Annotated in this window: 10 protein-coding genes; 6 read left to right on the top strand and 4 right to left on the bottom strand. The window is 62.9% G+C overall.

Features of this window, described 5'->3' with window-relative positions; translation table 11 throughout:
* Nucleotides 1-134: 134 nt before the first annotated feature.
* The gene (locus QRN61_RS27755) at nt 135-848 is read left to right on the top strand and encodes a methyl-accepting chemotaxis protein (RefSeq protein WP_502942606.1); all 714 of its coding nucleotides are present in this window, start codon (nt 135-137) and stop codon (nt 846-848) included.
* A gap of 243 nt (nt 849-1,091) precedes the next feature.
* Nucleotides 1,092-1,481 (top strand): hypothetical protein, encoded by a 390-nt coding sequence (locus QRN61_RS12635; RefSeq protein ID WP_027610790.1) that lies wholly within the window; start codon nt 1,092-1,094, stop codon nt 1,479-1,481.
* On the opposite strand, the gene QRN61_RS12630 is transcribed toward QRN61_RS12635, so the two are convergent.
* Together QRN61_RS12630 and cra are read right to left on the bottom strand one after the other, a co-directional pair.
* On the bottom strand, nt 1,482-2,258 hold the full coding sequence (locus QRN61_RS12630; protein WP_096795319.1) for a TatD family hydrolase: 777 nt from the start codon (nt 2,256-2,258) through the stop codon (nt 1,482-1,484).
* A 3-nt stretch (nt 2,259-2,261) separates the two neighbouring features.
* A complete protein-coding gene (cra, locus tag QRN61_RS12625; protein ID WP_095139812.1) occupies nt 2,262-3,257 on the bottom strand; it encodes a catabolite repressor/activator in 996 nt (331 codons plus the stop codon).
* A 306-nt stretch (nt 3,258-3,563) separates the two neighbouring features.
* Between cra and ptsP the strand changes: the two genes are divergently transcribed.
* From ptsP to QRN61_RS12605, 4 genes are all read left to right on the top strand, one after another.
* Nucleotides 3,564-6,425, top strand: a complete 2,862-nt coding sequence (gene ptsP / locus QRN61_RS12620; protein ID WP_285373927.1) for a phosphoenolpyruvate--protein phosphotransferase — start codon at nt 3,564-3,566, stop codon at nt 6,423-6,425.
* Nucleotides 6,425-7,366, top strand: coding sequence for a 1-phosphofructokinase (gene pfkB / locus QRN61_RS12615; protein WP_285373925.1), 942 nt, complete (start codon nt 6,425-6,427; stop codon nt 7,364-7,366). Before ptsP ends, pfkB begins: the two co-directional genes overlap by 1 nt.
* A gap of 11 nt (nt 7,367-7,377) precedes the next feature.
* Entirely contained in the window at nt 7,378-9,111 is a 1,734-nt protein-coding gene (locus QRN61_RS12610; protein ID WP_096795323.1) for a PTS fructose-like transporter subunit IIB, read from the top strand.
* Nucleotides 9,112-9,283: 172 nt separating this feature from the next.
* The gene (locus tag QRN61_RS12605) at nt 9,284-10,825 is read left to right on the top strand and encodes an alkaline phosphatase D family protein (RefSeq protein ID WP_285373924.1); all 1,542 of its coding nucleotides are present in this window, start codon (nt 9,284-9,286) and stop codon (nt 10,823-10,825) included.
* 16 nt (nt 10,826-10,841) lie between these two features.
* Here QRN61_RS12605 and QRN61_RS12600 read toward each other — a convergent pair whose 3' ends face one another.
* On the bottom strand, nt 10,842-11,243 hold the full coding sequence (locus QRN61_RS12600; RefSeq protein ID WP_285373923.1) for an endonuclease domain-containing protein: 402 nt from the start codon (nt 11,241-11,243) through the stop codon (nt 10,842-10,844).
* Nucleotides 11,244-11,609: 366 nt separating this feature from the next.
* The gene (locus tag QRN61_RS12595) at nt 11,610-14,138 is read right to left on the bottom strand and encodes a PepSY domain-containing protein (RefSeq protein ID WP_285373922.1); all 2,529 of its coding nucleotides are present in this window, start codon (nt 14,136-14,138) and stop codon (nt 11,610-11,612) included.
* Nucleotides 14,139-14,259 lie beyond the last annotated feature (121 nt).

The raw sequence follows: 14,259 nt of genomic DNA, 5'->3' as shown, positions 1-14,259 counted from the left end.
ACGACCTGATCGAACGAGTCGGGCAGACCGTGGCTGAGGTCGAGCGCCAGGCCGGGCAGGTGGAAACTGTCTCGGCGCAAAGCAATCAGGCGGTGGCCGGGCAGCGCACGCAGATCGAGCAAGTGGCGACCGCGATGAACCAGATGTCGGCGACCTCGCTGGAAGTTGCACGCAGCGCAGCGGCAGCGGTGAGCAGCGCGCACAGCGTCAACGATGAAACCGTCAACGGTCGCACACTGGTGGAGTCGCAGCAGGGCAGCATTGCCGCGCTGGCCAGCGAGATCGATCAATCGGTGCTGGTGATCAACCAGTTGGCCAGCGACAGCCAGTCGATCAGCCGCGTGCTGGAAGTGATCAAGAGCATTGCCGAACAGACCAACTTGCTGGCGCTCAACGCCGCCATCGAAGCAGCCCGGGCCGGCGAGCAGGGCCGGGGATTTGCGGTGGTGGCGGACGAAGTGCGTACGTTGGCCAAGCGCACCCAGCAATCGACCGAAGAAATCGAGCAGATGATCGCCAGACTGCATGGCGGCGTGGGCGCTGCGGTGAAGGCCATGGGCATTAGCCATCAGATGGCCAACGGCACGGTCGGGCAGTCGGAAAAGGTCCAGCAGGCGCTGGAAAACATCCTCGGCGCGGTAGGCATGATCGTCGACCAGAACCAGCAGATCGCTGCCGCCGTGGAGCAACAGACTGCGGTGGCCCATGACATCGACCAGAACATCGTCGAGATCAATCGCGCTGGCGAGCGCACGGCCCAAGGGGCGCACCAGACGGAGGAAGCCAGCCGAGCGTTGTCAGCGCAGGTGGTGGAACTGAAACAGCTGATCAGCGCGTTCCGCGTCTGATCGAGCGCGAATGCTGTAGGAGTGAGCGTGCTCGCGATAACGGTGTGTCAGTCAACTCAATGGTTGGCTGATACACCGTTATCGCGAGCAGGCTCACTCCTACAAGGGCGGTAATGTCAGAACATTTTGTAATGCATTGATACTTACGCTTGTAAGCCAATTCCTGTTTTCTTCCGGCGGCTGGCTTTTCGTCATTAATGAGCCAGTATCCGAGTTCCGCTGATTGCGTCGAGGAGGCCGCTCATGTCCGTTGCAACCCTGGGAGTCCAGGGCCGTTGTGCTCATTGCCAGACCCTACAGGTACTCAAACCCTGGCAACTCAACGCCATCGCAATCAATGAACCGTTCACTTGCGCGCACTGCCAGAACGCTGTGGAGCTGCGCTGCCCCAAACAGATCAAACGCTTCAAGTCCCTCGATTCGCTGGGATTGCTGCGCTTCAGCGCCTCGGTAACCGTGTGCACTGCGCTGCTGGTGGCGTTGGTCATGGAATGGATCGGGCTGCTCAGCGTGACTGAACAGTTGAATGCGTCGTTGATCGTGATTTTTATCTACTTCGCACTGGCACGCTTTGTCCGTCAACGTCAGCACATGACCTTGATTCTCGAAGCGGCCAAGGTCCACGGCGACTGATTACCAACCGAACACTTCGCAGCTGTTGGCGGTGCTGGCGGCGGCCAATTGTTCCGGGCTGATCTTCATCAGTTCGGCGAGCGCCGCACAGATCGCCGGCAAGTGCGCCGGTGTATTGCGTACTCCGGGAAACATCGCCGGCGCCATGTCCGGAGAGTCGGTCTCCAGCACGATCGAATCCAGCGGCAGATCCGCCAGTACCCGATGCATGCGCAACGCCTGCGGCCAGGTTGGCGCGCCGCCCAGACCCAGTTTGAAACCGAGCTTGATGTATTCGCGTGCTTCTTCGCGGCTGCCGGCGAACGCGTGGATGATGCCCGCGCGCTTGAGCTTAAAGCGCTTGAGCGTGGCGATCACCGCGGCGTGGCTGCGGCGCACGTGGATCAGCGCCGGCAGTTCGAAATCTGCCGCCAGTTGCAGCTGCGCGTCGAACAGCGCCTGCTGGCGTTCGCGGTCGAGGGTTTCGATGAAGTAATCCAGGCCGATCTCGCCCACCGCACACAGTTGCCGATGGCCGCGTAGCCGCGTCAGCCAGTCGCCGAGTGCGCGTAGATCTTCGGGTTGATGCTGATCGAGGTACACCGGATGCAGGCCGAATGCCGCGTACAGGTCGGCATCGCTCTGCACCAGCTCCCACACCCGTTGCCAATTGCCCTGATAAACCCCCAGCACCACCATCCGCCGCACCCCGAGGGCGCGGCTTTCGGCGAGCAACGCCGAGCGATCGGCGTCGAAGTCGGGGAAGTCGAGGTGGGTGTGGCTGTCGATCAGCTCCACGATTCAGTCCCGATGAATACGCTGCTTGAAGGTCCGCGCGATGGCCTGCACGCCAGGCTTGTATTGCGATTGCTCGACGGCGGCCAGCGCCAGTTCCAGCGCCTTGTCGGCGATCAACTGGTGCTGCTGGGCCATGGCGTTGACCGGCAGCGGCAGGAAGTCGAGCAACTGCGTGTCACCGAAGGTGCCCAGACGCAGCGGGCGGGATTTGAGCGGGAAGTCATGCAGCGCATCGAACACGCCCTGCAACAGCACGTAGGACGTGGTCACCAGCGCATCCGGCAAATGCCCCAGACGTTGCAGGAGTTCTTCCATCAATTGCTTGCCGCATTCGCGGCTGAAGGACTCGGCGTGCTCGATCAGCACTTCGCCTTTGAAGTCGACCAGCGCCTGCTTGAAGCCCGCCGCACGTTCCTGACTGATGCTCAGCTCCGGACGCGCGCCGAGCAGCACGATCTGTTTCGGCTGCGGATCGAGCAGGCTCTGGGTCAGGTGCAGGCTGGCTTCGCGGTCGTCACTGATCACCGAGCAGAAGTGCTCGGGCTCCATGACCCGGTCGATGGCGATGATCGGCAGGCCCTTGGCCTGCAACTGGCGGTAGCTGTCGTCACCGGCCGGCAGGCAACTGGCGACGATCAGCGCATCGCAGCGGCGCGCCTTGAACAGTTGCAGCAACTGGCGCTCGCTGTCCGGCGCATCGTCGGAGCTGGCAATCAGCAACTGATAGCCACGCGCCCGCGCGCCTTGCTCCAGCAGTTTGGCGATCCGCGCGTAACTGGGGTTTTCCAGGTCCGGCAGAATAAAACCCAACGTGCGGGTGTGCCGACTGCGCAAACCGGCCGCTTGCGGGTTGGGGGTGAAGCCGTGCTGTTCGACGACCGCACGCACCCGCTCGACCGTGGCGTTGCTGATGCGTTGCTGTTCGGCCTTGCCGTTGATGACGTAGCTGGCGGTGGTCACGGACACTCCGGCCAACCGCGCGATATCACTGAGTTTCAACCCGGGATTTCCTTGTTTTTTCGAGCTTGCCGCCACATTTTCGCCAATCCTACCCGATTCGGGCAGACGACTATTGTCGCAGCGCATCCGACAAGTTGGACTTCAAGGATGAGACATTATCGAGTAACGTGCCGATCAATCTAGATTAAACGTTTCAGCAAGCGTATTTTCTACGTTTTAGACGCCTTTGGCCGGTTCTGCCGTGAAACCGCCAAAACTGCCGCTGAAAAGCAGGCTGACCAGCGCCTAAGCTGTGACCATTCAAAACAATATCCTGGCGCATCCATGTGCCAAAAAGGAGATCGCATGCTCGAGCTCACTATAGAGCAGATATCCATGGGCCAATCGGCCGTGGATAAACCCGCCGCCCTGCAATTGCTTGCCCATCATCTGGTGGCCGATGGCCTGGTCGCCGATGGCTACCTCGCTGGATTGCAGGCCCGGGAAGCCCAGGGCTCGACCTTTCTCGGCCAGGGTATCGCCATCCCCCACGGCACCCCGGAGACCCGCGATCAGGTATTCGCCACCGGCGTGCGGCTGATGCAGTTTCCCGAGGGCGTGGATTGGGGCGATGGCCAGATCGTTTACCTGGCGATCGGCATCGCCGCCAAATCCGACGAACACCTGCGTCTGCTGCAACTGCTGACCCGCGCCCTCGGCGAGACCGATCTGGGTCAGGCCCTGCGTCGCGCCAGCTCGCCGGAAGCGCTGCTGAAACTGCTGCAAGGCGCGCCACAGGAACTGGCGCTGGATGCGCAGATGATCGGCCTCGGCGTGTCGGCTGACGATTTCGAAGAACTGGTCTGGCGTGGCGCGCGTCTGCTGCGGCAGGCCGATTGCGTGAGCAACGGGTTTGCCGGCGTGTTGCAGCAAGTCGAGGCGCTGCCGCTGGGCGATGGCCTGTGGTGGCTGCACAGCGAGCAAACCGTGAAGCGCCCGGGCCTGGCGTTCGTCACCCCGGACAAACCGATGCGTTACCTCGGCCAGCCGCTCAGCGGTCTGTTCTGTCTGGCCAGTCTGGGTGAGGCGCATCAGGCGCTGCTCGAACGCCTGTGTGCGCTGCTCATCGAAGGGCGCGGCCATGAACTGGGCCGCGCCACCAGCAGCCGCAAAGTCCTCGAAGTGCTCGGCGGCGAACTGCCGGCCGATTGGCCGAGCGCGCGTATTGCCCTGGCCAACGCCCACGGTTTGCATGCACGTCCGGCGAAGATCCTTGCGCAACTGGCGAAGAGTTTCGACGGTGAAATCCGTGTGCGCATCGTCGACAGCGCGGACAGTGCCGTGTCGGTAAAAAGCCTGAGCAAATTGCTGAGCCTCGGCGCCCGTCGTGGTCAGGTGCTGGAGTTGATCGCTGAACCGAGCATCGCCGCCGATGCCCTTCCGGCGCTGCTGGCCGCTATCGAAGAAGGCCTTGGTGAAGAAGTCGAACCGCTGCCGGCCGTGAGCCAGCAACGCGAAGCCATCGCCGATATCGCCGAAGTGCTGATCGCCCCGGCGTCCGGCGCGCAGTTGCAGGCGATCCCGGCGGCACCGGGCATCGCCATTGGCCCAGCGCACATTCAGGTGCAGCAGGCTATCGATTACCCGTTGCGCGGCGAGTCCGCCGCCATCGAGCGCGAGCGCCTCAAGCAAGCGCTGAGCGATGTGCGCCGTGACATTCAGGGTCTGATCGAACGCAGCAAGGCCAAGGCGATTCGCGAGATTTTTATCACCCACCAGGAAATGCTCGACGACCCGGAACTGACCGACGAAGTCGACACCCGTCTCAAGCAAGGCGAGAGCGCCGAAGCGGCGTGGATGGCGGTGATTGAAGCAGCGGCCAAACAACAGGAATCGCTGCAGGACGCGTTGCTCGCTGAGCGGGCGGCGGATCTGCGTGATATCGGTCGCCGGGTACTGGCGCAACTCTGTGGTGTGCAGACTCCGAATGAGCCTGAACAACCGTACATTCTGGTGATGGACGAGGTCGGTCCGTCGGACGTCGCACGGCTCGATCCGGCGCGGGTAGCGGGGATTCTCACCGCGCGCGGCGGCGCCACCGCGCACAGTGCAATCGTCGCCCGTGCTCTCGGGATTCCTGCGCTGGTCGGAGCTGGCGCTGCGGTGTTGCTGCTGGAACCGGGCACGCCGTTGCTGCTCGACGGCCAGCGCGGTCGCCTGCACGTCGACGCCGATGCCGCGACCCTGCAACGTGCCGCCGAAGAACGCGACACCCGCGAGCAGCGTCTCAAGGCTGCCGCCGAACAACGCCATCAACCGGCGCACACCACTGACGGTCACGCCGTGGAAGTGTTCGCCAACATCGGTGAAAGCGCCGGCGTTACCGCTGCGGTCGAGCAGGGCGCCGAAGGTATTGGCCTGCTGCGCACCGAACTGATTTTCATGGCCCACCCGCAGGCGCCGGACGAAGCCACTCAGGAAGCCGAATACCGCCGCGTTCTCGACGGCCTCGCCGGGCGACCGCTGGTGGTGCGCACCCTTGATGTCGGCGGCGACAAACCGCTGCCATATTGGCCGATCGCCAAGGAGGAAAACCCGTTCCTCGGCGTGCGCGGCATTCGCCTGACCTTGCAGCGTCCACAGGTCATGGAAGCGCAATTGCGCGCCTTGCTGCGTTCGGCGGATAACCGGCCGCTGCGGATCATGTTCCCGATGGTCGGCAGCGTCGAAGAATGGCGTCAGGCCCGCGACATGACCGAGCGCTTGCGCCTGGAAATCCCGGTCGCTGATCTGCAACTGGGGATCATGATCGAAGTACCGTCAGCGGCCTTGCTGGCGCCGGTATTGGCCAAGGAAGTCGACTTCTTCAGCGTCGGTACCAACGACCTGACGCAATACACCCTGGCCATCGACCGTGGTCACCCGACACTCTCGGCCCAGGCTGACGGCCTGCACCCGGCGGTGCTGCAACTGATCGACATCACCGTGCGCGCCGCACATACCCATGGCAAATGGGTCGGCGTGTGCGGCGAGCTGGCGGCGGATCCGCTGGCGGTGCCGGTGCTGGTCGGCCTCGGTGTCGATGAGCTGAGCGTGTCCGGTCGCAGCATCGCCGAGGTCAAGGCGCGCATCCGCGAACTCAGCCTGACCCAGGCGCAAACCCTTGCTCAACAAGCCCTCACCGTGGGCAGCGCGAACGAAGTGCGTGCATTAGTGGAGGCCCTGTAATGGCCAAGATTCTCACCCTGACCCTCAACCCGGCGCTGGACCTCACGGTCGAGCTGCCACGCCTGGAGGCCGGTCAGGTCAACCGCAGCGACGAGATGCACACCCACGCCGCCGGCAAAGGCGTGAACGTCGCCCAGGTACTCGCAGACCTCGGGCATCAACTGACGGTCAGCGGCTTTCTCGGCGAAGACAATCTGCAAGCCTTCGAGACTTTGTTCGCCAAGCGCGGCTTTGTCGATGCGTTCATTCGCGTGCCGGGGGAGACGCGCAGCAACATCAAGGTCGCCGAGCACGACGGGCGCATCACCGACATCAACGGCCCGGGGCCGGTGGTCGACGCGACGGCGCAGCAGGCGTTGCTTGAGCGTCTGCTGCAGATCGCTCCGGGGCATGACGCGGTGGTGGTCGCCGGCAGTCTGCCGCGTGGCGTCAGCGCGCAGTGGTTGCGTGAGTTGATCGAACGCCTGAACGGTCTCGGCCTGAAAGTCGCCCTCGACAGCAGTGGCGAAGCTTTGCGCGCGGCCATTGAAGGGCGTCCGTGGCTGATCAAGCCGAATACTGAAGAACTCGCCGATGCGCTCGATTGCGATGTGGTTTCGCACGCCGCCGAAGCTCAGGCTGCGGCGTGCCTGCACGCCAAGGGTATCGAGCACGTGGTGATCTCCCATGGCGCCGACGGTGTGAACTGGTTCAGCGTCGGCTCGGCGCTGCATGCCACGCCGCCGAAGGTGACTGTTGCCAGCACGGTAGGGGCCGGTGACTCGTTGCTGGCCGGCATGCTCCACGGTCTGCTCAGTGCCGATACGCCCGAGCAGACCCTGCGCACGGCCACGGCGATTGCCGCGATGGCGGTGACGCAGATCGGTTTCGGCATCAACGATGCGGCGCAACTGGCGCAGCTCGAACAGGGCGTACGCGTGCGTCCCCTGACAGAACGATAAGAGGGTTTGTCATGAAATTAGCCATTGTCACGGCCTGCCCGAACGGCATGGTCACCAGTGTGCTGTGCGCCCGTCTGCTGGACGCGGCGGCCCAGCGTCAGGGCTGGAGCACCAGCGTTGAAGTGGTCGATGCGGCGCACCCGGAACGCGAATTGTCGGCCGCCACCATTGAGGCGGCGGAGTGGGTGTTGCTGGTCGCCACCGGTGATGTCGACATGCGCCGTTTCGTCGGCAAGCGCGTGTTCCGCATCGCCCCGGCGCAAGCGCTGCAGGATGTCGAAGCGGTGCTGCGCCGTGGTGCGCAAGAGGCCGAAGTTTACCTCGCCAGCGAAGCCGTCCCGGTTGCCGCTGCGCCACGTGCGCCACGCATCGTCGCCATCACTGCGTGCCCGACGGGTGTTGCCCACACCTTCATGGCGGCCGAGGCGTTGCAGCAGACGGCCAAGCGTCTGGGCTATGAACTGCACGTCGAAACCCAAGGCTCGGTCGGCGCGAAAACCCCGCTCAGCGCAACGGCGATTGCCGAGGCTGACGTGGTGTTGCTGGCGGCCGACATCGAAGTCGCCACCGAGCGTTTCGCCGGCAAGAAGATCTACCGCTGCGGCACCGGCATTGCGCTCAAGCAATCCGAAGCCACACTGAAAAAAGCCCTCGCCGAAGCTCAGGTGGAAAGCGCTGCGAGCGACGGCAAGGCGCCGGCCAAGCAAGAGAAAACCGGCGTTTACAAACACCTGCTGACCGGTGTTTCGTTCATGCTGCCGATGGTGGTGGCCGGGGGGCTGATGATCGCCTTGTCGTTCGTCTTCGGCATCACCGCGTTCAAGGAAGAAGGCACGCTGGCGGCAGCGCTGATGCAGATCGGCGGCGAGACCGCGTTCAAGCTGATGGTGCCGCTGCTCGCCGGTTACATCGCCTACTCGATCGCCGACCGTCCGGGCCTGGCGCCGGGGATGATTGGTGGTTTGCTCGCCAGCACGCTGGGGGCAGGGTTTATCGGCGGGATCGTCGCCGGGTTTATCGCCGGTTATGCGGCCAAGGCCATCAGTCGCTATGTTGCCTTGCCGCAGAGTCTTGAAGCGCTGAAACCGATTCTGATCATCCCGTTGTTCGCCAGCCTGTTCACCGGGCTGGTGATGATCTACGTGGTCGGTAAACCGGTCGCCGGGATGCTCGCGGCGCTGACGCATTTTCTCGACAGCATGGGCACCACCAACGCGATTCTGCTCGGCGTGTTGCTCGGCGGCATGATGTGTGTCGACCTCGGCGGGCCGATCAACAAAGCCGCGTATGCGTTTTCGGTGGGGCTGCTGGCTTCGCAGAGTTATGCACCGATGGCCGCGACCATGGCTGCCGGCATGGTTCCGCCAATCGGGCTGGGCATTGCCACTTTCATTGCTCGCCGCAAGTTTGCCCAGACCGAGCGCGAGGCCGGTAAAGCGGCGCTGGTGCTGGGGCTGTGCTTCATCTCCGAAGGGGCGATTCCGTTTGCCGCGAAAGACCCGCTGCGGGTGATTCCGGCGAGCATCGCCGGTGGTGCATTGACCGGCGCGTTGTCGATGTACTTCGGCTGCAAACTGATGGCACCGCACGGTGGCTTGTTTGTGCTGGCGATCCCGAATGCGATCAATCATGCGTTGCTGTATCTGCTGGCGATTGTTGCGGGGAGTCTGTTGACTGCTGTTGTCTATGCGACGGTCAAGCGTCCGGAAGCTGTTGAGTTGGCGCTGGAACCCGCCAAAGCCTGACACTGCAATACCCCTGTGGGAGCGGGCTTGCTCGCGAAGGCGTCATGTCAGTCGATATTTCTTAAACTGACACACCGCTTTCGCGAGCAAGCCCGCTCCCACAGGGGGGATGTGTTGTCATGCCGGATTCATCATCCCGTGCTTAAGTTTTCCTTTTTCCAGGGAGAACAGCATGAGCGATTTCAATCCGGGGCGCCGACGGGTGATGCAGGTGGTCGGTGCCGGGCTGCTGATGCCGGGGCTGGCGCCGGCGGTGATCGCGTCGGTCAAGGATCGGCCGCAACTCACCGACGGCGTGCAGTCCGGCGACCTGCAAGGCGACCGCGCGATGATCTGGAGCCGCAGCGACCGTCCGGCGCGGATGGTGGTCGAGTGGGACACCCGCAGTCAGTTTCGTCACCCGCGCCGGGTAGTCTCGCCACTGGCCGATGCGCGTACCGACTTCACCGCCCGCGTCGAACTCACCGGGCTGCCCGCCGATCAGGCGATTTTCTATCGGGTGTATTTCAAGGACGCGCAATCTGGAGTCGCCAGCGAACCGTGGCTCGGCCATTTGCGCAGCGCTCCGAAAGCGCGGCGCAACATCCGCTTCGTCTGGAGCGGCGACACCGTCGGCCAGGGCTTCGGCATCAACCCGGACATCGGCGGCATGCGCATCTACGAATCCATGCGCCTGCGCCTGCCGGACTTCTTCATCCACAGCGGCGACACCATCTACGCCGACGGCCCGGTACCGGCGCAACTGACCACCGAGGGTGGGCGGATCTGGCGCAACCTCACCACTGAGGCCAAGAGCAAAGTCGCGCAGACCCTTGACGATTATCGCGGCAACTACCGCTACAACCTGATGGACGAAAACATCCGCCGCTTCAACGCCGAAGTACCGCAGATCTGGCAGTGGGACGACCACGAAGTGGTCAACAACTGGTCGCCGGGCAAGCAGCTCGACGAGCGTTATCAGGAAAAAGATATCCACACCCTGGTCGGCCGCGCGCGCAAGGCCTGGCTGGAATATTCGCCGATGCGACTGCAAGCGGCCGATGGCGGCGGACGGATTTATCGCAAGCTCGGTTACGGGCCGATGCTCGATGTGTTCGTGCTCGACATGCGCAGTTATCGCGGCGCCAACGACGATAACCTCGGCGCGGCCAAACCGTTCCTCGGGCGTGAGCAACTGGACTGGCTCAAGCGTGGCTTGAAGCACTCCAAGGCGCAGTGGAAGGTGATCGCCGCCGACATGCCGATCGGCCTCGGCGTGCCCGACGGTGAAGTCAGCCCGGGCGTGGCGCGCTGGGAGGCCGTGGCCAACGGTGATCCCGGCCCGGCGCAGGGGCGTGAGCTGGAAGTCGCCGAGTTGCTGGGTTTCCTGCGGGCGCAACAGGTACGCAATTTCGTGTTCCTGACCGCGGACGTGCATTACTGCGCAGCGCATCACTACCACCCGGACCGCGCGGCGTTTCAGGATTTCGAACCGTTCTGGGAATTTGTCGCCGGGCCGCTGAATGCCGGGAGTTTCGGGCCTAATCCGCTGGACAAGACCTTCGGCCCGGAAGTGGTGTTCCAGAAGGCTCCGCCCACGCAGAATGCTTCACCTTTTGCCGGGTTTCAGTTCTTTGGCGAGGTGAACATCGAAGGGCAGAGCGGGGAGATGAGCGTGGTGTTGCGGGATTTGAATGGGGTAGCGGTTTTCGAGCAGAAATTGCAGCCAGTTTGAAGATCAAAAACAACCCTCACCCCGGCCCTCCCGAAATGTCGAACCGCTTGGAGGGTGAGGGTGTTTTTCGATTCGCGGCAATTCTTGTGATTTGCTCCAGTACATCATCCATCTGCTGCATTACTTCGAGATTACTGAATCGCACAACTTCAATGCCCTGACGTTCCAGGAAAAGCGTCCGACGTTGATCGTGGATCAAGCCCGCTATTTCATAGTGTTGACCCCCATCCAGCTCAATCGCCAGTTTCAGCTCTACGCAGTAAAAATCCAGGACATAGGGCGGACATGGAAACTGCCTGCGGAATTTCAGATTGGCGACTTGGCGTGAACGAAGTTTTTGCCAGAGTAATTGTTCGCAATCGGTTTGGCTGCTGCGTAACTGGCGGGCGAACTGAGCGAGAGTGAGGCGATTTTGCATGCTTCACGATCCTTGTGAAGTGGCTGGAAATCTCACTGTAGACGAGGACCCTCACCCCAGCCCTCTCCCGGAGGGAGAGGGAGCCTACGGAGTTGTATCGAGTTGTACATCGACCTGAAAGACCGAGTCGATTATGGATTCGGTGAATCACCTTCATAGCGGCGTAATTCGGCATCCCCAATCAGCCCCCCTCTTTTTCGGGGAGAGGGAGCCTACGGAGTTGTATCGAGTTGTACATCGACCTGAAAGACCGAGTCGATTACGGATTCGGTACATCACCTTCAGGTCGGCGTATTTATCCGGCATCCCCCAATCAGTCCCCTCTCCCTCCGGGAGAGGGTTAGGGTGAGGGGCTCTTTGGCTGAGTCAGTACACGTCGCGGCGATAGCGGCCCTGTTCGATCAGACGTTCGACTTCGGTGGTACCGAGGATGTCGTTGAGTGCCTGATCGACGCCGGCGGCCATGCCCTGCAGGCTGCCGCAGATGTAGATCACCGCACCGTCAGCCAGCCATTTCTTCAGTTCGTCAGCGGATTCGCGCAGACGATCCTGCACGTAAATCTTTTGCGCCTGATCCCGCGAAAACGCCAGGTCCAGCCGCGCCAGATCACCATTGATCAACCACTCTTCCAGCTCCGCCCGGCAGAGGAAATCGTGCTGACGATTGCGCTCGCCGAACAGCAGCCAGTGACGCTGCTGACCGTCGGCGATGCGTGCTTTGAGCAGGCTGCGCAGCCCGGCGAGGCCGGTGCCGTTGCCCAGCAGAATCATCGGCACCTCTTCGTTCGGCAAATGGAAGCCACTGTTGCGTCGCACACGCAGGCTGATGCTGCCGCCCACGGGCGCATGCTCGGTCAGCCAGCCGGAGCCGATGCCCAGGCTGCCGTCGCTGTGTTGTTCCTGACGCACGATCAGCTCCAGCACACCGTCGGCGGCAATCGAGGCGATCGAGTATTCGCGCATGGCCAGCGGCACCATCGCATCCACCAGCGCTTGTGCATGCAGGCCGACCAGATGCGCGCGATGCTCGGGCAACTGGCGGCTGGCGAGGGCGATTTCCAGTGGCTCTTCGAGGCCGTTGATCTTCACCGTGGTTTCGCCACGAATGCCGAGGCCGTCGAGGAAGTGTTCGATGGCCCACGGGCAGTTGCGCGGCAGCACTTCCACCAAGTCGCCGGCCAGCCAGCTGCTGGTGCTCGGCGCCTTCAGGCCCAGCAGGTACACCGGCGCGCCGCTGCTGTCGGGGTTCATCAGTTCGCGGCTGACCAGCGTCCAGTTGTCGTAGCTCGGCGCTTGCCAGTTGTCGACCGGCGCTTGACCGGTCAGCTGTCCGAGCTGGGTTTGCCAATGACGCAGGGCGTAGGGGTCGCCGCTGTCGACTTCGACCGGGGCGAACAGGGTCTTGCCGCCGTGCTCGCCCAGCCACTGATGCAGGCGTCGGGCGAAGCCGCAGAAATTCTGGTACTGGCGGTCGCCGAGGCCCAGCACCGCATAGTTCAGGCCGTCGAAGCTTGCAGCGTTGCTCAGCACTTTGCGCTCGAAACCGCGGGCGCTGTCCGGTGCTTCGCCGTCGCCGAAGGTGCTGACCACGAACAGAGCGTTATTCGATTCACGCAGATCCTGCGCGCTGACGTTCGCTAGCGGCTGCACCTTCACCGGCAACCCGGCGGCCTGCAATTGTCCGGCGGTCTGCCACGCCAGTTGTTCGGCAAAACCGCTCTGGCTGGCGAAACCCACCAGCCATGCCGGTGCATCAGCGGCCGGTGCCTGAAGACCTTTGCGCGCGTCCTGAATCTGCTTTTTCTTGCGTCGGCGATCCAGATACAACAGCCACCCGGTGATGAAAAACAGCGGCATGCACACCGCCGCGAGAGTGACGATGATCCGTCCGACCAGACCGAAATAGCTGCCGACGTGCAGCGCGTAAATGCTGGTCAACAGCTGCGCCTTGAAGCTCTTGTCAGCGTAGCGATCAACGCGTTTGACCACACCGGTGGCCGGGTCGAGGGTGATCTGGTTCAGCGCGCGATCATGCGGCGAGCTGTCGAGCAGGTAGAACACGGTCGCCGGTTGCCCGGCCACTGGCGGCATGCGGATGTTGTAGGCCGACAGGCCCGGGCCGGCAGCGCTGTAGATGCTGCTCCACATCGCCGCATAGTCGGCGGTCGGTGCCGGACCTTCTGGCGCCGGGCCGCGACCGCCGCGCGCGCGCTCGTTTTGCGGCGCATCGGAAAGCAGTCTGGTCAGGCCCTTGTTGTACCACTCGTACGACCACGACAACCCGGTCAACGCCAGCAGCAGGTACACCAGCAGGCACCAGGTGCCGGCCACCGAGTGCAGATCCCAGTTGAAGCTGCGGCCCTTCTTCTTCCAGTCGAGGGTCAGCCACACGCGCCAGCTGTTCCACTGTCGCGGCCAGCGCAGATACAGCCCGGAGAGGCAGAAGAACAGCAGGATCAGGGTGCAGGCGCCGGTGATGTTGCGCCCGGTGTCGCCCATGGCGAGAAAGCGGTGCAGTTGCAGCATCAGGCCGAAGAAGTCCTGACCCACGGCGTCGCCCATGAACTCGCCGGTGTATGGGTCGAAGTAGCGCATCTCGCCACGGCGTTCGCCTTTGGGCGGGGTGAAGTAGACGCGCGCGGCGTTGCCACTGTCGGTTTCGACCCAGAGCATCCCGACTTTCTTGCCGGAGTTCGCTTCGATGTGTTCCACCAGCTCGACTGGAGGCAGGACGCCAGCGACCTGTTTTTCCACCTGCAACACCGACGGGTTCAGCGCCCGCAGGATTTCGTCCTGGAACGAATAGGCGGCACCGGTAATGCCCATCAGGGCCAGCACCAGCCCGGCAGTGATGCCGAAAAACCAGTGCAACTGGAACAGGGTTTTCTTCAACACGTCGCTCGCCTTGTCCGTTCGAAAATTGTCATCACGGCGCGCATTATGCCGTGGGTTGTCGAGAGCTTCTTTGATTACGCACAAAGGCCCCGTTCAGTCGATGAACGGGGCCAAGCCTGCG

Origin of the sequence: Pseudomonas sp. lyk4-TYG-107 (assembly GCF_030209055.1) — a bacterium.
Lineage (GTDB): Bacteria > Pseudomonadota > Gammaproteobacteria > Pseudomonadales > Pseudomonadaceae > Aquipseudomonas > Aquipseudomonas putida_A.
This window is presented reverse-complemented; position numbering and strand designations above follow the sequence as displayed.

What these genes read in the sequence shown, in the direction of transcription:
- QRN61_RS12635 (WP_027610790.1), top strand. Translation starts at nt 1,092, where the DNA reads ATGTCCGTTGCAACCCTGGGAGTCCAGGGCCGTTGTGCTCATTGCCAG.
- QRN61_RS12605 (WP_285373924.1), top strand. Translation starts at nt 9,284, where the DNA reads ATGAGCGATTTCAATCCGGGGCGCCGACGGGTGATGCAGGTGGTCGGT.
- QRN61_RS12600 (WP_285373923.1), bottom strand. Translation starts at nt 11,243, where the DNA reads ATGCAAAATCGCCTCACTCTCGCTCAGTTCGCCCGCCAGTTACGCAGC.
- QRN61_RS27755 (WP_502942606.1), top strand. Translation starts at nt 135, where the DNA reads ATGAACCAGATGTCGGCGACCTCGCTGGAAGTTGCACGCAGCGCAGCG.
- QRN61_RS12610 (WP_096795323.1), top strand. Translation starts at nt 7,378, where the DNA reads ATGAAATTAGCCATTGTCACGGCCTGCCCGAACGGCATGGTCACCAGT.
- pfkB (WP_285373925.1), top strand. Translation starts at nt 6,425, where the DNA reads ATGGCCAAGATTCTCACCCTGACCCTCAACCCGGCGCTGGACCTCACG.
- ptsP (WP_285373927.1), top strand. Translation starts at nt 3,564, where the DNA reads ATGCTCGAGCTCACTATAGAGCAGATATCCATGGGCCAATCGGCCGTG.